Genomic DNA, 20,200 nt, shown 5'->3' with positions numbered 1-20,200 from the left:
GCGTTCCGGTTCTGGATTATTATATGACCGTCGTCAGCGTCTCCATGCCCGACGAGTTGCTCTCCAGAATCGACCAGTTCGCCGACGAACACGGCTACACCGGCCGGAGCGAGGTCGTTCGCGAGGCCAGCAGAAACCTCCTCGGCGAGTTCGAGGACCGCAGACTCGAGGACCGCGAACTGATGAGCATCGTCACCGTCCTCTTCGATTACGAGACGACCAGCGTCGAGGAGCGGATGATGCACCTCCGTCACGAACACGAGGGCCTCGTCGCCTCGAACTTCCACAACCACATCGGCGACCACCACTGCATGGAACTGTTCGTCCTCGAAGGGACGTTGGAGGAGATTTCGGCCTTCGTCGGCCGGATTCGAGCCACGAAGGACACGCTCACCGTCGACTACTCCGTGACGCCGGTTGACGGGTTCAGTCCGCTCCAAGACGCCGAGTAAAGCCCTATTCGACCAACCGAACCGAATCGCCGACCGTGACGTCCGATGCGCTTCCCGCGGGTAGTTCGAACAGCGTGTCCGCGTTCGCCTTTCCCAATCCGGTCCACGCCGACAGCCGTTTTACCTGCTGTACCTCGCCGTCGGCCGTCCACACCGCATCGAGCGGAAACGGGACGAACACCATGTGAACGTCGCGGGCGGCGACGTCGTCGAACCGGAACGCGAGGGCGTAGTCGTCGGGGACCGACCGTCGAAACATGAGTCCCTTGGCCTGCGAGAGGAACGAATCCGCCGTCTCGACATCGCTCGCTAGCGTCTCCGACCGTCCGTCCGATTCGTGTACGACGCGCATGTCGGGAACTTCTCAGGAAGAAGACAAAACGTTTGTGCGAGCGCGCCGCTACGACTTCAGCATGGAGAAGACACCGACGGGTACCGCCGTCGGCGTGGACGACCCGTACGAACACGTCGGACTCTGCGACCATCTCACCGACGAGGGAAACTGCCGCTACGCCTTCGACCATCCCCAACACGACCCGGAGTTCGCCCGCGAGCGCCGCGAGGAGGACTTCGCCTGCCCCGTCGCCGACCCCGATGGTGACTGGTCGTGGCGCGACTGTCCGCATTTTCGGTGTCGAAATCACGACCGTCAGTGCGTCCGCTGCGGCCTCGAAGAGCGGCGGATGGCCCATTCCGACGAGCGACCCCTCCTCGAAGAACACCACCTCTCATACGCCGGTGGTGGCGAGACGCTCTCGCACGAAATCACGGTGTACCTCTGTCGCTGGTGTCACGCGAAGGTCCACAACTCGTGGGCGCGAATCGACGACGACGTGCGTCCCGACCCGGAGGCGATGGCGGAGGCGGAGGGACGGCGGAGCACGGAACGGGCCGAAGCGGCCTTCGAAACCGCGGCGGAGCGGTACGACCGCGAGGACTGAAGCGGAGCGGTGCAACCGCGACGACCGATAGCGGAGGCGAGATTATCCGCTCGTGTCCGTCGATTTCGAGGTTCCCGAACTTTTCGCGTCCGTTCCGTCGCCCTTCTGCTTCCCCTTTTTCGCCTTCTTCCGCTCGGCCCGTTCGACCGCCCGTTTCAACAGCGAGGGCGTTAGCAGCACCGAGATGACGAAGACGACCAGATAGGCCACGAAGATTTGATTGCCCACGATATCCTGTGCGACGCCGAGCGAGACGATGGCGATGCCGGATTCGGAGCGAGGGATGAGGGCGCATCCGATTATCAGCGAGTGTTCTCGCGGTCCGCCCGCGATGATGTTGCCGACGTATCCGGCCACGAAGTTCGAGAGGAGGCCGAAGACGGCGAAGACGAGGATGAAGTTGTTGACCGTCAGCTCGGCGAGGTTCATCCTGGCTCCGATGGCGACGAAGTAGAGCGGGATGAACACGCCATAGGCGATGCCGTACACGTTCGACTGGAGTTTCTTGCCCTCCAGTCGCTTGTTCGTCGAAATGACCAGTCCGATGGTCAGCGCGCCGATGAAGTACGAGAGGTCCACCGCGTCGGAGGCGTAGCCGAAGATGAACAACAGCCCCAGAATGCCGATGAAATCCGCCATGCCGACTTGGGATTTCGACAGCAGGTCTGACACCGGGTCGAGGAGGAACCGGTAGAAAATAGCCGCGGCGACGAAGAAGAGCGCGGCCAACCCGAGCGCCGAGACGGTTCCCATCAGACCGCCGCTGACGAAGAACAGGGGAAGAATGGAGATACCGAGCAGTCCGACCACGTCGTCCACCACCGACGCGCCGAGAATCCAGCGGCCGTACTGCGTGTCGAGTTTGTCGAGCGACAGCAGGGTTCGAACGACGATAGAGACCGACGTCACCGAGAGGATGAGGCCGAGGTAGAGGCTCGATTCCAACCCCTGTCCGAAGTAGCTTCCGATGATATACCCGACCACGAACGGCAGGAAGACGCCCGACAGACCGATTATCAGCACCGGACGGAACGCGGCGAGCAGGTCGCTCAAATCGATCTGCTGGTAGCCGACGTCGAAAAAGAGCAGCAGGCCGCCGATGGTGGAGATGAGGATGAACGGACTGCTCTCGGAGACGCTGCTGATGAGCATGGCGACGGACGGGCCGAGAATGACTCCCGCGAGGATCTCCCCGAGAAAGCCCGGTTCCCCGAGTCGTTCGATGACTTCGCTCAGGACGAGCGAGAGCAACAGGCTCACTCCGATGACGAGGAAGATTTCGAGCGACGCCATTATCCTCGACGCCCCCGGGTGCCGTTCGCTTCCGTTCCTCTTCCCCCGCACCTCAGGCGATTCATGTCACGGGAACGGTCGGTAGCGTCCCGCATAAGTATGCGGCGCGTATGCGGGGAAACGGCTCGTTATAGCGCTTCCCTCCGTCGAAAATGACGGTTACCGACCGCCCGAACGAGCGAATCTTCCCGCTCAGCGTGTGACTAGTTCACGTGATTTGCCACAGCGTACATGCACGTGGGGACAGTCACGAACAGGTATGGAGAGTCTCAATCCCGCGACGGGGGACGTGGTCGAGACGTTCGACGAACACGACGAGAGCGCGGTCGAAGAGAAGCTTCAGCGCGCCAGTGACACCTACGAAGAGTGGCACCGGCAACCCATCGAGGAGCGCCAACGGCTCATCGGGAACGCGGCGGACGTACTCCGCGACAACAAGGAGGAGTACGCCGAGACGATGACGACGGAGATGGGAAAACCCCTCGATGCCGCGGCGTCGGAAGTCGAGAAGTGCGCGTGGGTGTGTGACTACTACGCCGAACACGCCGCCGAGTTCCTGCAGGACGAACACATCGGCACGGAGTCCGAGGTGGAGTCCTACGTCTCCTACGAACCGCTCGGGCCGGTACTCGCCGTGATGCCGTGGAACTTCCCGTTCTGGCAGGTGTTCCGCTTCGCCGCGCCGAACCTCACCGCCGGAAACGTCGGCCTGCTCAAACACGCCTCGAACGTGCCGGGGTGCGCGATGGCGATCCAGGAGGTGTTCGAGGAGGCGGGGTATCCCGACGGCGCGTTCACCAGCCTGCTCGTCGGGTCGGACACCGTGGAGGACATCCTCGGGGACGACCGTCTCGCGGCGGTGACGCTCACGGGGAGCGAACCCGCGGGCCGTGCGGTCGCCGAGACGGCCGGGAGTAACCTCAAGAAATCCGTCCTCGAACTCGGGGGGAGCGACCCGTTCGTCGTCCTCCCCGATGCCGACGTCGAGGACGCGGCGAAAACGGGCGCGCAGGCTCGCTGTATCAACAACGGGCAGTCCTGTATTGCGGCCAAACGCTTCGTCGTCCACGACGACGTGTACGACGAGTTCATGGACACGTTCACGGACGAGATGGAGTCGCTGACCATCGGCGACCCGATGGACGAGGACACCGACATCGGTCCGCAGGCCCGCGAGGACCTCATGGAAGACCTCCACGAGCAGGTCGAAGAGAGCGTGGACGCCGGTGCGACCCTCGAACTCGGCGGCGAACCCCTCGACCGCGAGGGCGCGTACTACCCGCCGTCGATACTGACGGATATCCCTGAGGGTACCCCCGCGGCGGACGAGGAACTGTTTGGCCCCGTCGCGTCCGTGTTCCGCGTTTCGGACACCGAAGAAGCAGTTCGCCGCGCGAACGACACCCACTACGGCCTCGGCGCGAGCGTCTGGAGCCAGGACAAGCGGCAGGCGAAGGAGGTCGCCCGCGAAATCGAGGCGGGCATGGTGTTCGTCAACGAACTCGTCAAATCCGATCCCCGACTCCCCTTCGGCGGCGTGAAGGATTCGGGCTACGGGCGCGAACTCTCCGAGCACGGGATTCACGAGTTCGTCAACAAGAAGACGATGTGGGTCGCGGACGTGTCGAGCGGGGAGTATGGCGTGGAGTAGGGAATCGGACGATTTTTCGCTGTCGGGAGGGAGTTGGTTTCGCTCGTCAACACATATATGCACTCACGAATGTATCGTACACAAACAAACCGATGATGAGGAATCTTCGTGAATTCGTGACGGCTCATCCGTGGGCGTACGCACTACCTGCTGGACTCATTTCGGCCGCTTACGTCCTCCTCAACGCGCCATATCCCGGAACGCTCGACTTCGGCATCGTGTTCTGGACGGGACTGCTCGGCGGAGTAGTAACCCTCGGCGGAAAGAAAGAGGCGAAGGGTATCGGATTTCGAACCGGATTAGTCGGGTCGCTTCCGATCTTGTGGGATATGATCCCCACGGTCGGTGCGATTTTACAGTTCGACCAGCCCGTATTTTTCGGAGCCTTGGAGGTACTCGTCGTGTTCGTACTGATCGCGTTCGTTGCCGTGATGGTCGGTGTGTCCGGGGCAATCGCGGCGATGATCGGGAGATGGCTATCACGTAAATTCGGTTCGAAGAAACCCGAACCAGTCGGCAGCTAAAACCCGGTTTCACCGTCCCGATTCCGCCGGATCGACGACCGTACCGGTTTCCACATCTACCCCGACCCGCTCGCACAGATCCGCCATCGGACACGCCTCCGGCCCGTCCAGACAAGCGGGCTTTCTCGCGGAACAGTATTCGCGCCCGAACTGAATGCTCGCCGTGTGTCCGAACCCGCACTTTTCGGCCGGAACCTCGCGCTCTAGCACTTCTCGAACTTCCTCGTGATCGGCGTCCGGCGGCGCGATACCCAGCCTGCGATAGATTCGGTGGACGTGCGTATCCACGGGGAAAACCCCGGACTGGCCGCCGGAGAAGAGTAGAACGCAGTCGGCCGTCTTCGGTCCGACGCCGTTCATCTCTAACAGTTCGTTTCGAACCTCGCTCGGTTCGCCCTCCCGGACGAACTCGTCGAACGCCGCCGCACTGCCGTACTCCGCGAGGACCCTCTCCGCCGACTCGATTATCACCGTCGCCTTCTGGTTGTACAGTCCGGCGGCGTGAATCGTGTCGGCCAGTTCGCCGTGGTCGGCTTTCGCGAGGCGTTCGGCGAGGTCGTCGCCGCCGTATCTTTCGACCAACGCGTCGTGTGCGGGTTGGCTCGCCACGTCGCTCGTGTTCTGGCTGAGGATGGTCCGGACGAGGCAGGTGAAGGCGTCCTGCCCGCCGTAGCTCTTCTGCCAGTACAGTTCGCCGAGTCGGTCCACGACCTCCTCGGCGCGCGTCTCGGCGTCGGCGGGGGTGAATTCCGCCGCCATACCGCCGCCCTCCGTCCCGCCGCTGATGTTCTCGACGGGTTCCGGGTCGTCGCTCATGGAGTGGTCTCGGGTCGCTATCGGATAAAAACCATCGGGCCGTCGGGCGAGCGGTTACTCGACTTCGACGGTGACCAGGGCCTCCATGCCGTCCGCCAGCGCGTTCACGAGGTCGCGGTTGAACCCTCCAGCGGCGAACTCACAACCGACGACGAACGTTCGTTCGTCCACGTAGTCGCTCGTGCGTCCGACCATGCTTCGGTCGCTGTCGAATTCGAGGTCGGGATGTCCGCTGCCGGTGACGGTTTCGCTGTGGTCGCCCGACTCGACGGTCACGGTGATGGTGGCCTCCTCGTCACGGCAGGCGTCCACGAATTCTGGGTCGAAATCCGCGGGCGCGCGGTCGGCCTCGACGGCGAGGATGCAGTCGCCCGCGGGCGTGAGGAAATCGTCCGTCGTGATTTCGAACGTGCTCGCGTGGCGGCCGGACACGTTCTCGTGGCCGCGCGCGTGAATCGTCTCCTTCATGGTGTCGGGTTTCCGCGGGGAACACTTCAGCGTCGCCATTTCGACGTCGTCATCGCGTGACCGTAACCGTCACCGCACCGCATTCGCACTCGTACGCGTGGCGGGTTCCGGCGCTCGTCTCCATCGTCAGCATGAACTGAGACTCGCCGAGTTCGCGGTCGCATCCGGTGGCTTCGCAGGTACATCGGAGCGCTTCGATCATACCGGAGTTCCGTTCGCGTCCTACGTTAAATCGACCCGTGGGTGGGGTGAAAGTGAAAACCGTCCGTAGCGACTTCCTTGGACATGTTTTGACCGATACTGTCGGAACTCGGATTCGTTCTCCCGTCACGGTCGCTTGCATGCGCCACCTTCCATTTATAAACGGCTGGGCAGGCGTGTGTCAACCGTTTCCACGGCGTAGGGGGCGTGTGCTAAGCGTTTCCACGGAATTCGAGGGCACAACATTTAAATAGCTATGTCGAATACTTCGTAATACCTGAACGCTTCCGGCGTCACGGTAGCACCGCGCGTCAACCAATGATATGGGAATATTGTCATCGGCTGGTTGGTATCAATCGTAGAGTAGCGATGCTCTTATCCGCCGGAGCGGAAGGAACCGAGGTTTAACTAAGAATGGTAAGCGTAACAGAAGAGGATCTTCAGAACAAGTCGAAAGGTGAACTCATTAAACTCGCGGGACAGCTCCGAGACCGACGAAACGAGCTGAATCAGCAAGCGAGCAAGCGCGCGTCCAAACGCGACGAGCTGAACGCGAAGACGCGTGAGAAGGTGGACGAAGCCCAGGAACACCGAGAACAGCGAGACAACCTGAACGAGCAGGTTCAGGAACACAAAAAGAAGCGTAACGAACTCAACGCCGAAGCGAACGAACTGTTCGACCGCGTCGAGGAGCGCAAGTCAGACCTCGAACTGGACGAGGGAAAGGATTTGGAGCAGCTCAAGAAGGAAATCGAAGAGCTTGAGTTCAAACAGCAGACGGAAGTTCTCTCCACCGAAGACGAGCGCGAACTCATCGAGAAAATCGAGGCCAAGCGCGACGAGTACACGAACCGAAAGGAAAAGCTCGACCAGAGCGACGACCTCGAGGAACTCGTCGAGGAGGCGGAGGAAGTTCGCGCCGAAGCGAGCACCCACCACGAGAAGGTCACGGAACTCGCGGACCAGGCCCAGCAGCATCACAACAAGATGATCGAGGCCTACCGCGAAGCCGACGACATCCGTGACGACGCCGACGAGATGCACGAGAACTTCGTGGAAGCACAGGAAGCGGCCGACCAGCACCACGAGGACTTTGTCCGCGTCCAGAAGCGCCTCCGCGAACTCGACAAGAAGGAGGAGAAGGAGCGCAAGTCCGAGAAGGCAAAGGAGCGGGAGGAGGCCAAGGCCGAGGCCGAGGAGATCTACCAGCAGTTCAAGGAAGGAGAGACCCTCGACACCGAGGACCTCATGAAGCTCCAGAAGACCGGTCTGCTATAATCTGCGAACCCTTTACTAGCGAACTTTTAACGCCGTCGCCCGCCCAATAACGGGTATGGCAAGCGGACGCTCGGCCGACAGTAGTGGCCGCGGGCAACGGCTCGCAATCGTTCTCGTCGGAACAGTGCTAACGGTGGCGGTCGCGTGGTGGCTGTTTCTCTCCTTCCCCACGTCGCTCGTGGAACTGCTCGGGGTGCTCCTCGTGTTGCTCGCGGGCGTGATGGGGGCGCGGTTCGCGGCCCGCGTGGCCGCACAGCGATTCCCGTCGTACGACGTGGCAGAAGTCGCCGTGGAAGGGCCGATACGGCGGGACGCCGGCGGGGGGCTTCCCTCGGCGAGCGGAACACCCGCCGACGACATCGTGGAACAGATCGACCGCGCGAACGACGACGACAACGCGAAGGGACTGCTGTTGCGGTTGAACACGCCCGGCGGCGAAGTCGTCCCAAGCGAGGACATCCGCCTCGCCGCCGAACGGTTCGACGGGCCGACCGTCGCATACGCGACGGACGTGTGTGCGAGCGGCGGCTACTGGATCGCGAGCGGGTGTGACGAACTGTTCGCCCGCGATGCCAGCCTCGTCGGCAGCATCGGCGTCATCGGGTCGCGGGTGAACGCCGCCGAACTGGCCGACCGGGTCGGCCTCTCCTACGAACGGCTCGCGGCGGGGAAGTACAAGGACGCGGGCGTCCCGCTGAAGGAACTGGACGGCGACGAACGCGACTACCTTCAAGGCATCATCGACGGCATGTACGACGACTTCGTCGAACGCGTGACGGCGGGCCGCGACCTCGACCCCGAAACGGTCCGCGAAACGGAGGCGCGGGTGTACCTCGGCGACGAGGCACACCGACTCGGACTCGTGGACGAACTCGGCACGCACGAGGACGTGGAGGCCCGACTTGCCGAGCGGTTGGGCGTGCCCGAGGTATCGGTGGGTGAGTTCGAACCGAACCAGCCGCTGCGTCAACGGTTGAACCTCGGGGCGCGGGGAATCGCCTACTCGTTCGGCGCGGGTATCGCGAGCGTGGTCGGCGACGAGAAGGGGGACGTGGACGGCTTCGAGTTTCGGGCTCGGTAGTCGATAGCGGGTATCAGTCCGTCAGGTCGGCGATGATCGCCTCCTCGGTCCCGCGGTCCGGGCCGATTTCCTCGCCCGTACGGTCGGATTCGAGGTGCTCCTCGACTGTTTTGGCGACGGCTTCGGACAGCGGCGTCGATTCCCACCCGAGCGCGGCGAGTTTCTCGGTCGAAACGAGGAACGGGGCGGGCGTGTAGAGCGGAAACTCGGCGGGGGACACGCCGTGCCGTTCCAATTCGCGCTCGCTCGCGTGGACGAGTTCGACCTCGGTGTCGAGCGCGTCGGCCGCGAGTTCGAGGGAGTCGTCGAGGGACATCGTTTCGCGGTCGGCGAAGTTGTAGGCCTCGCCGGGCGACCCGTGTTCGGCCACGGTTCTGAGGGCGCGGGCACCGTCGAGCGCGTAGGCCCGGTGCAGGAGACTCCCGCCGTCGCCCGGGACGAGCACGCGGTCGTATTCGGCCACGCGGTGAAGCCAGTAGTCGTATCGCTCGGTGTAGTCGTAGGGGCCGTAGATGAGCATGGGTCGGAAAACCATCGCGTTTACGTCCTCCTCTTCGGCCGCTGCGATGCACACTCGGTCGCATTCGGCCTTTCGCGGGCCGTAGCTCTCCATCGATTCGTCGTCGGCCTGTTCGGGGGAACAGTCGTGGAGCGTGGTGTCCTCGCGCATCGGAATCCGGTTTTCCGCGTAGGCACTGCCGCTGGAGACGTAGACGTACGCGTCCACGTCCGCGAAGATTTCGGTGGCAGCCGTTATCTGTCGCGGGTGCATGACGCAGAAGTCGATGACGATGTCCGGATCGACCTCGTCGCGGGCCGCTTCGAGCGCTTCGCGGTCGTTTCGGTTTCCTTCGAAGTGCGTCACGCCGTCGCGGTCGGCGAACGGGTTGCCGGATTCGCCGCGGGTGAACGTCGTCACCTCGTACTCGTGTGCCAGCAGTTCCTCGACCGTGTGTCGTCCCATGAATCGGGTTCCGCCGACCAGCAGTGCGCGAGCCATGCAGTCGATGCGGACGAGCGGCCGATAAATCTACAGGAACCAGCGAAACCGGGACGGGAATGCCACGACCTTTTATCGCTCTCCCGACTAGCACAGGCATGGCGACCGAAGCGGGAACACACGGCTATCGAACCGAACACGGCGGCGACTTCGGACGGACGTACTTCAGGCAACTCGGCGATTTCGCCGTCTCCTCGATCGGACTGGGAACCTACCTCGGCGATCCCACCGACGAGGTGGACGAGGAGTACGACGAGGCGATCACGACGGCGGTCGAGGGGGGAATCAATATGATCGATACGGCCGTCAACTACCGGTGCCAGCGGAGCGAGCGCGTCGTCGGGCAGGCGCTCGCCGACGCCGACGTCGACCGTGATGCCGTCTTCGTCTCGACAAAGGGCGGGTTCGTCCCGTTCGACGGCGAGCGACCCGAAGAACCGGGGACGTACGTCAAACGGGAGTTCGTGGACACCGGCCTCGTGGACGCCGCCGACCTCGTTCGCGGAAGCCACTGTATCGCGCCCGACTACATCGACGACCAACTCGACCGGTCGCTCGACAATCTCGGACTCGATACGGTCGACTGCTACTACGTCCACAACCCCGAGACACAACTGTACTCGAACTCGCCCGAGGAGGTGTACGACCGGCTCGAAGCGACGTTCACCCGACTCGAAGAGCGCGCCGCCGCGGGCGACATTCGGTACTACGGCGTGGCGACGTGGAACGCCTTCCGCGTCCCGGAAGGTCACGACGACTACCTCTCGCTCAGGGAGGTCGTCTCCCGCGCTCGGAGCGCCGCGAAAGCCGCCGAGAACACGGCGACCCACTTCCGCGTCGTTCAACTCCCGTTCAACGTCGTCATGGCCGACGCGTTCACCGTCGAGTCACAGGACGGCCCCAACGGGAAACAGAGCGCGCTCCGGTTCGCCCACGAAGCGGGGTTGAACGTCGTCACGAGCGCGAGCATCGCGCAGGGAGATCTCGCGGCGGAGATGCCGGAGGAGGTCGCGGAGCGACTCGCCGGGGAGACGGCGGCCCAACGTGCCATCAACTTCGCGCGGAGCGCGCCCGGCGTGACGAGTTCGCTCGTCGGTGCGAGTGCGACGAACCACGTTCGGGAGAACCTCGATGCGGGGCGCTACGACCCCATGGGAGCGAACGCGTTCGACGCGGTTTTCGAGTAAATATCAAAATATTGTCTATATGTCCTTCCACGAACTGCCACAGTCCGGACACGAACGAATCGAGTAGACTTCCGACGGATCGTTTCGCGTCTTCAGTGACTCTCCGCAGTTCGAACACGAGAGACGACCGTACGTGTCTTTCTCGACTTCTCCCTTTCGTAGACCGCTTCGAACTGATTGCATCGAGTGAACAGATATCATACTGTAACATATACGCACCGACGTAAATGGTCTGGGAGATGATATTTACGAAAGATCGACCCCTCTCCTTTTAATACCTACGGCCGTCGGGCCAACAGACATTTAATTCGGTTGTTCAAATATCTCACCGCCAAATGGATACTATTCACCGACGCCATCTTCTCCGTCTCACAGGTGCGAGTCTCACCGCGGTCCTCGCCGGTTGTTCCGACAATGAAACCGGAGGGAACACGACCGAGGGAACGAAAACATCCTCGTCCGGGAACGCGACGACCGATACCGCGACGGACACGATGACCACGGAAACCACGACGGCAGAACCGGACCAGACCCTCCACACGAAGTACAACAGCAGGGAGAAGTTCGCCTCGCCGGGGACGAGTTTCGAAACGTTCGAAGACCCGTCCAACTGGGAGGCACGCGGAGGGTCGATGACTCCCGACACGAAGGTCAAATACTCGGGGTCACAGAGCCTCCGACTGGAGGGTAAAAGCGGCCACCACGCCATCATCGAACGGTCGCTGGCCGACCCGATGGATTTCACCGATCGCGACATTTCGGCCATGATCCGGACGACCACGCCCTCGAAAATCGGCTTCTACATCTATCTCGAAGACATGAGCGGCAACAGAGCCGTACTGGAACTCCGGAACATCTCCTACCGAGCGCCCGACGTCGGATGGTTCCGCACCTGCCCCGGCGTGTACAAGGTCGACGGGGAGGAACCGGACCTGAGCAGCATCGGCCGCATCATGTTGCAGGCCACCAACGCGACGGAAGACGACGTGAACGTGTGGGTCGACGACGTTCGCCTCCATCGGAAACCCGACAAGGGATACGTCATCCTCAGCTGGGACGACGGCAAACGGAGCTACTATGACAACGCCGCACCGGTTCACGACGAGTACGACTTCCCCGCCGTCCTCACCCATCCACCGCATCTCGAAGGGTTGAAGCTGAAAGCGTTCATGTCCCTCAAAAATCTGAAGGAACGGGAGTCGAAGGGTGACGAAGTGGTCGCACACGGAAGCGCCCAGTACCCCTTCTCCGAGACGTCGGCCTCGAAACTCGATGAAGTCGTCAAGAAACACAAACAGTGGCTCATCGACCACGACTTCGGTGGTGCGAACTTCATCGTCTACCCCGGAAACAACTTCGACAGGGAGGCGCTCGGGGTCGTCTCGAAGTACCACTACATGGGCGGTATGAACCAGTCGGGGAGCCCCAACACGACCGGCGTCCACGGGTTCGACCCGCTCGTTCTCCCCCGGACCATCGGCGAAGACTTGGAAATTTCGAAGACCGTGGTCGATAACGTCGCCAAATACCGAAACTGCGGCATCCTGAACTTCCACGACTTCAAAAGCAACAACACGATGTCCGTTTCGGACTACGAGAAGCTCCTCGCGTACATCGACGGGACCTCCGGCGTCGAGGTCATCACCTTCTCGAACCTCTGGGAAATGCGAACGAATACCGCACCGTAGGCCTTCTCCTTGCCCGTTTCGGAAGGTTTGACTCCCCCCTCGATAAACCACTCCGTGTGTCCCGGGGCCGACTCTTTGCATCACTCAGCTCGATGGTCTTTCTGGTCAACTTCGCTCGTGTGGTGTTCGCGCCGTTGCTCGAACCGCTCAAGCACGAGTTTCTCGTCAGTGACGCCACCATCGGGCTGGTCGCCTCTCTCGTCTGGCTCGGGAGCGCGCTTCCGCGCATTCCGACGGGGTACCTCCTCACCCGCATCGAACGCCACTACGTCGTCCTCGGTGCGGGCGTCGTACTGACCGTCGCGTCCGGCCTTACCGCGTTTGCGCCGAACGTCACGCTCCTCGCGGTCGGCGCGTTCTCGATGGGCGTCTCCAGCGCGGTGTACTTCATCGCCGCGAACCCGCTCGTGAGCGAACTGTATCCCGAGCGCGTCGGACGAGCGCTCGGGATCCACGGCACGGCGAGTCAACTCGCGGCAGCCATCGCCCCCGTCTTCGTCGGCGTGATGTTGACGATAGTCGGGTGGCGGAACGTTTTCGAACTGCTCGCGGCCGTCGCCGCCGTCGTGACCGTCGCGTTCTTCGCCGTCGCCCGCAGAACAGACCTGCCGGAGGCGGGCGTCGCTGACCGCGATTTCCTCACGGCGTTCCGCCGTCAGTGGCCCATCATCCTGAGCGGCGTCGCCATCATCGGTGCGACCGGACTCGTCTGGAACGGCCTGTTCAACTGGTATCCGAGCTACATCAGCCAGACGAAGGGCCTCTCGTTGGAAACCGGTCGCACCCTGTTGACGGTCCTGTTCGCGGCGGGCGTTCCGGCGTTCTGGTTGACCGGCCGACTCGCAGACAGGCTTCCGCACGTCCCGCTCATGCTGTCCATCCTCGGCGGCTTCATCGTCTGTCTCGTCTCGCTGACGCTCGCCCAAGGACTCGCGGCCATCGTCGGCATCTCCCTCGTCCTCGGGTACGTCATCCACAGCCTGTTTCCGGCGCTCGATACGTACCTCCTCGACTCCCTCCCGGACGAAAACAGGGCCAGCGCCTACGCCATGTACAGCGGACTCGCCATGATAGGACAGGCGGGAGGAAGTTCGCTCGTCGGAACGTTGCTGGACGCTCAGTTCGCGTTCGACACCATCTTCAGAACGCTCGCGGTCGGCCTGTTCGCCATTCTGGTGGTGTTGCTCGCACTGCACCGAACCGACCGCCTCCCGACCGGTGCGGTGACGAGTTGAGTCGTCAGTCGAAGACCGACCGGCACGTCCGTATCGTCGTCGGAATCAACGTCTCGTCGGGGTCGAGGCCGATGAACACGCCGGCGTTCTCGTCCCAACCGACGACGTTGATGCCGTATTCGAACACGCGACTCGTGAATTGGAGGTCCCCCAACGGCGCGAACAGCCCCTCCTGTCTGACCTCGACGAGGTTTTCCAGTACGAGGTCGTGGAGTATCTCTTCCCGTTCCTCTTCGGAATAGAGCGCCCCGATATCCTCCCGCATGTAGACGATATTGAACGATTCGTCGTCAGTGTCACCCGTGGCGACCGTTCGCAACCCGTCCCCCACGGCGTCTCGGAGGGCGTCGGTTAGTGTCTCGACTTTCATTGCCTCCAACTATTGGAATCAAATTGATATTAAATCGTTCGTTTCTGCCGACTTCACGCCACTTTTCTTCCCCCTCTCCTAAGCCCCTCTCAATGGAGTACGTGCAGGAGCAGGTGACGACGCTCCACGACCTGACCGGGCGGATTCCGGACGCCCCGACCGACCGTACCGCCGTCGTCGTCCCCATGACCGACGCGGAGTTCGGGTCACGGACGGCGGACCGCGTCCTGTCGGCGCTGGAAACCGTCTCGCCGAACCGCGTCGTCGTCCCGCTCCGGGCGCCGTCCGACTCCGTCGGCGCGGTTCACGACTGGCTTTCGGGATTCGACCTTCCCCTCTCCCTCCTCTGGTGTTCCAACCCCCGAAGCGAGGCGCTGTTGGACGACCGCGGTCTCACGGGACCCGCAGGTAAGGGACGGGACGTGTGGCTGGCGCTCGGCGTCGCCGCGGCCGACTCCGACTTCGTCGTCTGCCACGACGCGGACACCAAGACCTACGATCCGTCCATCGTCCCGCGGCTTCTCGCACCGCTCGACGACGGCTTTTCGTTCACGAAGGGCTACTACGCCCGCGTCGAGGAGAACCGCCTCTACGGTCGCCTGTTCCGCCTGTTCTACGCGCCGCTGGTCCGAACCCTGCGTCGCGCCGACGACGGGCGAATCCTCGACTACCTCGGCGCGTTCCGCTACGCGCTGGCGGGCGAGTTCGGCATGACCGCGGACCTCGCCACGGGCATGCGCGTCGAACGCGACTGGGGCTTGGAGGTCGGCACCCTCGGCGGCGCGTTCGAACACGCCGGATTCGACGGAAGCGCGCAGGTGGACCTCGGGCGCTACGAACACGACCACCGCGGCGTGGCCGGACCGGGCGGCCTCTCCTCGATGAGCGAAGGCGTCGGCGCAGCCCTCTTCCGCGTCTGTGAGAACCACGGCGTCACGCCCGCGTACGAGACGCTTCCCGAACGCTACCGCGACACCGCGCGACGGTTCGTCCGGCAGTACGCCGCCGACGCCGCGTTCAACGGACTGACCTACGATTCGGCGGCCGAACGGGCGCAGGTCGAGACGTACGCCGAGGCCGTTCGACCCCCGGACGGCCACGAAATCCACGCCGTCCTCCCGGCGTGGGACGATGTCGACATCGACCCCGACGAGGTTCTGGAGGCCACGCGCCCCATTCTCTCCGAACGGCATTGACGGGAGGTACGTCTCTCGTTTTTCCGGCGTAGAATACACGGGTATCGAGGTCCGTGAAGCGAAATAGCCACGTCGGCGCGCGTCAAATTCCTTGACCGCTTTTCCAACCACGGAGACGGGTCTCGACGTTTGCTCACCTCCGTTCGCAACGTCTCGACTGGTCACCGTCGCGCCGTGAAAATACGCTGAGAGGGAGATTTGAACCACGCCCGGACGTTCCTGCTCGCTCACTCGCGTTCGCTGTGCGGGCCTGCGTCCGGTCTACTTCAAATTCCCTCGGCACGTTCTCCCACTCGCGTCGTGGCGAGCACACGCTACGCGGTGCTCGCCGATTTGCTCGTGAGAGAAACGCCGAGAGGGAGATTTGAACTCCCGTGTCCGTGAGGACAGCAGATTTCGAATCTGCCGCCTTGGCCGGGCTAGGCTATCTCGGCTCATCTCCCAGTACCGCGTTTTGCGGTTTATGGGTTTCGATTTTCGTCACGGAAACCCAGATGACCACCACATTAAAATCGATGGCCGTCTCTTGATATTTCATGGACGTTACAGACGCGAACACCGAGGCAAATTCCGTCCTCGATGCTATCGGAACTGCCGTCATTGCCGACCGAGAATTCCTCGAAACGGTCCTCCTCGGCGTCATGGCACAAGGCCACGTGCTGCTGGAGGACGTACCCGGAACCGGAAAAACGCTCACCGCGCGGAGCTTCGCCTCCGCGCTCGGTCTCTCGTTTAGCCGCGTGCAGTTCACCCCGGACCTCCTCCCGGCCGACGTGACGGGGACGCACGTGTTCAACGAACAGGACCGCAAGTTCGAGTTCAACGAGGGTCCCATCTTCGCCAACGTCGTCCTCGCCGACGAAATCAACCGCGCGCCGCCGAAGACGCAGGCCGCGCTCCTCGAAGCGATGGAGGAACGACAGGTGACGGTGGACGGCGACACCCGCGAACTGCCGAAGCCGTTCTTCGTCATCGCCACGCAGAACCCCGTCGAGCAGGAGGGGACCTTCCCGCTCCCCGAAGCGCAGGTGGACCGCTTCGCGGTGAAGACCAGCCTCGGCTATCCGGAACTCGACGGCGAAATCGAACTCCTTCGACGGCGTTCGGCCCGCGACAGCCAGAGTCCGTCCGTCGAAACCGTCCTCGACAACCAACTCGTCACGGACCTCCAGTCGGTCCCCGAGACGGTTCGCGTCGAGGAGGACCTGCTCGAATACATGGCCGCCATCGCCCGCGGAACCCGCGAGGACCGCCGCGTCGAAGTCGGCGTCTCCCCGCGCGGGACCCAGCGCCTGTTCGAGGCGACCCGCGCCCGCGCCGCCATGCAGGGCCGCGATTTCGTCACTCCCGACGACGTCAAGCGCGTCGCCTACCCCGTGCTGGCCCACCGCGTCGTCCTCACGCCGGACGCGAAGGTGAACAACGCGCGAAAGGACGAAATCGTCGAGTCGGTGCTGGACAGCGTTCCCGTGCCGACGGTCGAATAGCGAGGGAGAACGTTCCCGTTTTCTCGCGTTTCACGCCCGCAACGCCGACGTGAGCGCCAGTGCCGCGATCAACAGGAACACCAGCGCGGTCACGGGTTGGCCGCCGCTTCCAGTTAAATACATGCCGTATCCGACGCCGCCCGCCGTGATGCCGATGACCGTGCTCGACGCGGCGTGCATGACTTCGAGGGTTTGGGTGTCCGCCTCCCGACCCAACTGCTCGCCGACGTTGATGGCCTGTTCGCCGAAGTCCCACGCGAGGACGGCGGCTATCGCGCCGGGAATCAGGAGTTCCGGGGGCGCGGCGACGAGGCTCCCGGCCAGAATTCCCAGCAACAGGACGAAACTGCCGACCGTGACGAGGCGGCGACTGCCGCGAACGACGCCGGCAGCGACGAACAGGAGTCCGAGGATGCCGCCGAGCGCGCCGACGCCGCCGAACAGCGCGCTCGCTCCGACCGCGACGGACGCGGCGATGATGGCAAGCAGTTGGCTCACCCGTGCCGGCGAGCGGTCGATGGTTCCGTCTCGAACCTCCGTTCCGCTCATCGCGCCCACCGCCTGTTCATCTTCGCCAGCGTCACGCCGAGGGGTTCCTCGGGGTTCCAGTCCACGACTCGAATTCCGCCGGCGCGGAGCGTCCCGATTCGCTGTGCCCGCTCCGCCCGTGCGAGTCGTTTCCCCGTGGTCTCGTCCGTCGTCGGGTTCGGACTGATGACGGTCACGGCGTGACCCATGGCGTCGAGCCGCCGCGCCACGTCCGGCGCGAAGCGGTCGCAGAGCGGCGAGAAGTACACCACCTGCGCCTCGCTCGGGATTCGTCGTCGAAGCCAGCGCAGTTTCACGGTGGAGTAAAACATCTCCTCGGGCGGGTTTTGGCCGAACGCGCTCGCGTGCGAGAGGAGTTGCCGCGCTTTCGCGCGGTGGGTTTCGCCGGTGCCGGGCGCGAGCCATACCTCCTCCGGGCCGAGCGCCGCGATGCCGACCCGGTCGCCGCTGTCGAGTAGGGCGCTGAACGCGTCCCCTGCGGCGCGAATGGATTGTTCGACCGCGCCGGGTTCCTCCGCGTCCGTCGTCAGGTACGCCTGCTCCCGAACGTCGACGAGGAGGACGACGGTCGCGGTTCGCTCCTCGCGGAACTCGACGGTCGTCAGTTCGCCCGTGCGGGCCTTCCGTTTCCAGTCGATGCGGGAGAGCGGGTCGCCCGGTCGGTAGTCGCGGGTGGCGAAGAATTCGACGCCCGTTCCACCTTCACGGGTCGCCACGCGCCCGACGTGACGAATCGTCTGTTCGCGGAGCGGAACGTCGTCGGCCGACGATTGGAGCCGAGGGGTGCAGGTGATCGTCGTCTCGTCTTCGAGTTCGAACTCGCGTTCGAGCGCGCCGCTGAAGTCGCGGGCGATGGCCTGCGCCGGACCGAAGGCGTGGTCGCCGCGAATCGCTTCGAGGGTGTAGCTGAAGGTGTCCCGTTTGCCGGGGCGAAGCGCCGTTCCGAGTCTGGGCGACCCGCCGGTCACCCGGAGTCCGTCGGGCACGCCGTCCACGATTCTGAGGTCGGGCGCGGTCGTCTCGCCGACGTTTTCCACCGTCACCTCCACGGTCGTTTCGCCACCCGGTTCGAGAACCGGGTCGCTCACGACGCGCGTCAACTCGAAGTCGGTCGGCGGCGAGGCGGTCCGGGAGTACGCCGCGAATGCGACGCCGATCACGCCGACGAGGAGCGTGACCGGACTCCCAGTGAAGACGCCGACGCCAGCCGCGAGGAGCGCCATGGCGCTCACCCCGTGCCACCGGTTGGTCTCACGAACGACGTTCATCGGTCCTCCTCGATGTAGCGGGTGACGGCGTCCGCCGTCTTTCGGGCGCGGTATTGGAACGCCGTCTCGCTGCCGAACGACTGGCGGAACCACTGTCGCCACGACCGGCGCGGGGAGGGGTGCCCCGCCACGAACGCGGCGGCCTCGGGGTCGTCCGTCCATTCGCCCGTTTCGATGCGCGTCCGCGCGCCGTCGTCGGAACACCCCTCGCGCTGGACGATGGCCTCGACCAGCGCCTCCTCGAGTCGTTCTCTGACCGCCTTGCGCGACCGAAATCGTCGTCTTCGCGGCCCCGAATGGACGGTTCGAAGTCGGTCGTCGAACTCCTGCCCGGGCACCGGCAGCGTCACGTTCGTTTCCGGGTCGCCCGTTCCTGCCCCTTCGACGTCCGTGTGTCGCCGCGCCTGTACGACCCGGAGTCCCTGTACGAACGCCAGCAGGCCGACGAACTTCACGAACAGGTCCCGGAGCGGGAAGAGCGACGCCAAGTCCGGCGCGAACACCATCGCCAATCCCCCTCCGACGGCGAGGATGCCGATCGCCGTGACGGCCGAGCGGGCGTTCATTCGTCCCCCGCGTACGTCCGCTCGATGCGGCGGAGCGCGGCTATCGCCCGCTCTTCGTGTTCGTCGTTCGCCTCGTGGCCGCCGTATCGGACCTCCTCGAAGACGCCCGTCAGTTCGCTCACGTCTTCGGGGTCCATTCCGGCGTCCACGGCGGCGGCCGCGAACTCGCCCGGCGTACTCGACTCCGGCGAGGGGACGTGTAGATACTGAGTCATCTCGCTCCACGCCCGGTACACCTCGTTCTCGACGCTCGATTCGGATTCGATTCGGTCGGCCGCCTCGCCCGCCGCCCGCCCGACGGCGGCGATGTCCTCCTCGCTTTCTTCGAGTGCGTCCGCCTCCGGTGTGTCCTCCTCGCTTCCGCTCGAACTTCGAACGAGGAGGACCACCGCCCCGACGAGCGCGATGCCGAGGACGAGGAACATCAGAATCGAGGGGGACATGGTCTTCGCGCCGTCGCCGAGGCCGCCGGTACCGCCCTGCGGGAGCGAAAGGTCGCTCCGGTTAAACTCGCCCATCAGACCGCCGTCCCTTTGGAGGGGCGACACCGTGCAGGCCGTCAGTAGCGCGTGAAGGAGCAACACGGGGATTCCGACCGGCCCGATTACCGCGAACGCGCCGAGGCCGCCCGCCTTCCGGTAGGCGATCCCCACGAGGAGCAAAAACGCCCCGAGGATGAGCAGGATGGCGGGGGCCGTATCCAGAACGGGATAGCACGGCATCTGGAACGGCATCGACGGACCCCCGTTACCGGCGACTTGCGGAGCCGACGAGTTCGTCCGACTGCTTCCGACGCCGCCGGGACCGCCACCGAGACCGGTTCCGGACCCGTCTTCGCTCACGGCGGAGTTCAACGTCGCGGCGGCGAACGCGATCGCGAGAATACAGAGGAGGGCGATTACGATTGTGCGGGCGGTATCTCGTTCCACGGTACCGAGTAGCGGGATTG

Annotated in this window: 23 protein-coding genes and 1 tRNA gene; 11 read left to right on the top strand and 13 right to left on the bottom strand. The window is 63.8% G+C overall.

Going from position 1 to position 20,200, the window contains the following annotated elements; all coding sequences use genetic code 11:
• The first annotated feature begins 23 nt into the window (after window positions 1-23).
• Window positions 24-452: a CopG family ribbon-helix-helix protein gene (locus ACGYLY_RS08930; RefSeq protein ID WP_231184106.1), complete on the top strand. Its 429-nt coding sequence runs from the start codon at window positions 24-26 to the stop codon at window positions 450-452.
• A gap of 4 nt (window positions 453-456) precedes the next feature.
• Here the strand turns inward: ACGYLY_RS08930 and ACGYLY_RS08925 are convergent, their stop codons facing one another.
• On the bottom strand, window positions 457-804 hold the full coding sequence (locus ACGYLY_RS08925; protein WP_395282005.1) for a DUF192 domain-containing protein: 348 nt from the start codon (window positions 802-804) through the stop codon (window positions 457-459).
• A 61-nt stretch (window positions 805-865) separates the two neighbouring features.
• On the opposite strand from ACGYLY_RS08925, the gene ACGYLY_RS08920 reads away from it, so the two are divergent.
• Window positions 866-1,393, top strand: a complete 528-nt coding sequence (locus ACGYLY_RS08920) for a hypothetical protein (protein ID WP_395282006.1) — start codon at window positions 866-868, stop codon at window positions 1,391-1,393.
• A 42-nt stretch (window positions 1,394-1,435) separates the two neighbouring features.
• Here the strand turns inward: ACGYLY_RS08920 and ACGYLY_RS08915 are convergent, their stop codons facing one another.
• Window positions 1,436-2,686 (bottom strand): cation:proton antiporter, encoded by a 1,251-nt coding sequence (locus tag ACGYLY_RS08915; RefSeq protein ID WP_395282008.1) that lies wholly within the window; start codon window positions 2,684-2,686, stop codon window positions 1,436-1,438.
• Window positions 2,687-2,903: 217 nt separating this feature from the next.
• Between ACGYLY_RS08915 and ACGYLY_RS08910 the strand changes: the two genes are divergently transcribed.
• On the top strand, window positions 2,904-4,337 hold the full coding sequence (locus ACGYLY_RS08910) for an NAD-dependent succinate-semialdehyde dehydrogenase (RefSeq protein WP_395282009.1): 1,434 nt from the start codon (window positions 2,904-2,906) through the stop codon (window positions 4,335-4,337).
• A 116-nt stretch (window positions 4,338-4,453) separates the two neighbouring features.
• Window positions 4,454-4,861 carry a DUF5518 domain-containing protein gene (locus ACGYLY_RS08905; protein ID WP_395282011.1) on the top strand — a complete coding sequence of 136 codons (408 nt, stop codon included), beginning with the start codon at window positions 4,454-4,456 and terminating at the stop codon, window positions 4,859-4,861.
• Between the two features lie 9 nt (window positions 4,862-4,870).
• On the opposite strand, the gene nth is transcribed toward ACGYLY_RS08905, so the two are convergent.
• The 3 genes from nth to ACGYLY_RS08890 are packed head-to-tail and all read right to left on the bottom strand — an operon-like array spanning window position 4,871 to window position 6,347.
• Window positions 4,871-5,677 (bottom strand): endonuclease III domain-containing protein, encoded by an 807-nt coding sequence (gene nth / locus ACGYLY_RS08900; protein ID WP_395282012.1) that lies wholly within the window; start codon window positions 5,675-5,677, stop codon window positions 4,871-4,873.
• 54 nt (window positions 5,678-5,731) lie between these two features.
• On the bottom strand, window positions 5,732-6,145 hold the full coding sequence (locus tag ACGYLY_RS08895; RefSeq protein ID WP_395284130.1) for a DUF371 domain-containing protein: 414 nt from the start codon (window positions 6,143-6,145) through the stop codon (window positions 5,732-5,734).
• A gap of 49 nt (window positions 6,146-6,194) precedes the next feature.
• A complete protein-coding gene (locus tag ACGYLY_RS08890) occupies window positions 6,195-6,347 on the bottom strand; it encodes a hypothetical protein (RefSeq protein ID WP_231184098.1) in 153 nt (50 codons plus the stop codon).
• A gap of 413 nt (window positions 6,348-6,760) precedes the next feature.
• On the opposite strand from ACGYLY_RS08890, the gene ACGYLY_RS08885 reads away from it, so the two are divergent.
• Both ACGYLY_RS08885 and sppA read left to right on the top strand, forming a co-directional pair.
• On the top strand, window positions 6,761-7,624 hold the full coding sequence (locus ACGYLY_RS08885; RefSeq protein ID WP_395282015.1) for a coiled-coil protein: 864 nt from the start codon (window positions 6,761-6,763) through the stop codon (window positions 7,622-7,624).
• Window positions 7,625-7,679: 55 nt separating this feature from the next.
• On the top strand, window positions 7,680-8,705 hold the full coding sequence (sppA, locus tag ACGYLY_RS08880) for a signal peptide peptidase SppA (protein WP_395282016.1): 1,026 nt from the start codon (window positions 7,680-7,682) through the stop codon (window positions 8,703-8,705).
• Between the two features lie 13 nt (window positions 8,706-8,718).
• Here the strand turns inward: sppA and ACGYLY_RS08875 are convergent, their stop codons facing one another.
• Window positions 8,719-9,705, bottom strand: a complete 987-nt coding sequence (locus ACGYLY_RS08875) for an NAD-dependent epimerase/dehydratase family protein (RefSeq protein WP_395282017.1) — start codon at window positions 9,703-9,705, stop codon at window positions 8,719-8,721.
• A 98-nt stretch (window positions 9,706-9,803) separates the two neighbouring features.
• Here ACGYLY_RS08875 and ACGYLY_RS08870 point away from each other — a divergent pair, with 98 nt between their 5' ends.
• Window positions 9,804-10,892: an aldo/keto reductase gene (locus tag ACGYLY_RS08870; RefSeq protein ID WP_395282018.1), complete on the top strand. Its 1,089-nt coding sequence runs from the start codon at window positions 9,804-9,806 to the stop codon at window positions 10,890-10,892.
• Between the two features lie 15 nt (window positions 10,893-10,907).
• Here ACGYLY_RS08870 and ACGYLY_RS08865 read toward each other — a convergent pair whose 3' ends face one another.
• The gene (locus ACGYLY_RS08865; RefSeq protein WP_395291136.1) at window positions 10,908-11,075 is read right to left on the bottom strand and encodes an HVO_0758 family zinc finger protein; all 168 of its coding nucleotides are present in this window, start codon (window positions 11,073-11,075) and stop codon (window positions 10,908-10,910) included.
• A 152-nt stretch (window positions 11,076-11,227) separates the two neighbouring features.
• Between ACGYLY_RS08865 and ACGYLY_RS08860 the strand changes: the two genes are divergently transcribed.
• Window positions 11,228-12,580 carry a polysaccharide deacetylase gene (locus tag ACGYLY_RS08860; RefSeq protein WP_395282021.1) on the top strand — a complete coding sequence of 451 codons (1,353 nt, stop codon included), beginning with the start codon at window positions 11,228-11,230 and terminating at the stop codon, window positions 12,578-12,580.
• 92 nt (window positions 12,581-12,672) lie between these two features.
• On the top strand, window positions 12,673-13,815 hold the full coding sequence (locus tag ACGYLY_RS08855; RefSeq protein ID WP_395284131.1) for an MFS transporter: 1,143 nt from the start codon (window positions 12,673-12,675) through the stop codon (window positions 13,813-13,815).
• Between the two features lie 4 nt (window positions 13,816-13,819).
• Here ACGYLY_RS08855 and ACGYLY_RS08850 read toward each other — a convergent pair whose 3' ends face one another.
• The gene (locus ACGYLY_RS08850; RefSeq protein WP_395282022.1) at window positions 13,820-14,185 is read right to left on the bottom strand and encodes a hypothetical protein; all 366 of its coding nucleotides are present in this window, start codon (window positions 14,183-14,185) and stop codon (window positions 13,820-13,822) included.
• A 92-nt stretch (window positions 14,186-14,277) separates the two neighbouring features.
• Here ACGYLY_RS08850 and ACGYLY_RS08845 point away from each other — a divergent pair, with 92 nt between their 5' ends.
• Complete coding sequence (locus ACGYLY_RS08845) at window positions 14,278-15,381, top strand: glycosyl transferase family 2 (protein WP_395282023.1); 1,104 nt, start codon at window positions 14,278-14,280, stop codon at window positions 15,379-15,381.
• A 349-nt stretch (window positions 15,382-15,730) separates the two neighbouring features.
• Here ACGYLY_RS08845 and ACGYLY_RS08840 read toward each other — a convergent pair.
• Window positions 15,731-15,815 (bottom strand) — tRNA-Ser (locus tag ACGYLY_RS08840).
• Between the two features lie 102 nt (window positions 15,816-15,917).
• On the opposite strand from ACGYLY_RS08840, the gene ACGYLY_RS08835 reads away from it, so the two are divergent.
• Window positions 15,918-16,868 carry an AAA family ATPase gene (locus ACGYLY_RS08835; protein ID WP_395282024.1) on the top strand — a complete coding sequence of 317 codons (951 nt, stop codon included), beginning with the start codon at window positions 15,918-15,920 and terminating at the stop codon, window positions 16,866-16,868.
• A 30-nt stretch (window positions 16,869-16,898) separates the two neighbouring features.
• On the opposite strand, the gene ACGYLY_RS08830 is transcribed toward ACGYLY_RS08835, so the two are convergent.
• From ACGYLY_RS08830 to ACGYLY_RS08815, 4 genes are read right to left on the bottom strand one after another with little or no spacing between them, the layout of a single operon-like run.
• Window positions 16,899-17,417, bottom strand: a complete 519-nt coding sequence (locus ACGYLY_RS08830) for a hypothetical protein (RefSeq protein ID WP_395282026.1) — start codon at window positions 17,415-17,417, stop codon at window positions 16,899-16,901.
• Window positions 17,414-18,685, bottom strand: coding sequence for a DUF58 domain-containing protein (locus tag ACGYLY_RS08825; RefSeq protein ID WP_395282027.1), 1,272 nt, complete (start codon window positions 18,683-18,685; stop codon window positions 17,414-17,416). Before ACGYLY_RS08825 ends, ACGYLY_RS08830 begins: the two co-directional genes overlap by 4 nt.
• The gene (locus ACGYLY_RS08820) at window positions 18,682-19,251 is read right to left on the bottom strand and encodes a hypothetical protein (protein WP_395282028.1); all 570 of its coding nucleotides are present in this window, start codon (window positions 19,249-19,251) and stop codon (window positions 18,682-18,684) included. The genes ACGYLY_RS08825 and ACGYLY_RS08820 overlap by 4 nt, the downstream gene beginning before the upstream one ends.
• On the bottom strand, window positions 19,248-20,180 hold the full coding sequence (locus ACGYLY_RS08815; protein WP_395282029.1) for a DUF4129 domain-containing protein: 933 nt from the start codon (window positions 20,178-20,180) through the stop codon (window positions 19,248-19,250). The genes ACGYLY_RS08820 and ACGYLY_RS08815 overlap by 4 nt, the downstream gene beginning before the upstream one ends.
• Window positions 20,181-20,200: the final 20 nt, after the last annotated feature.

The organism is Haladaptatus sp. CMAA 1909, assembly GCF_043952005.1.
In the GTDB taxonomy this organism is placed as follows: Archaea; Halobacteriota; Halobacteria; order Halobacteriales; family Haladaptataceae; genus Haladaptatus.
This window is presented reverse-complemented; position numbering and strand designations above follow the sequence as displayed.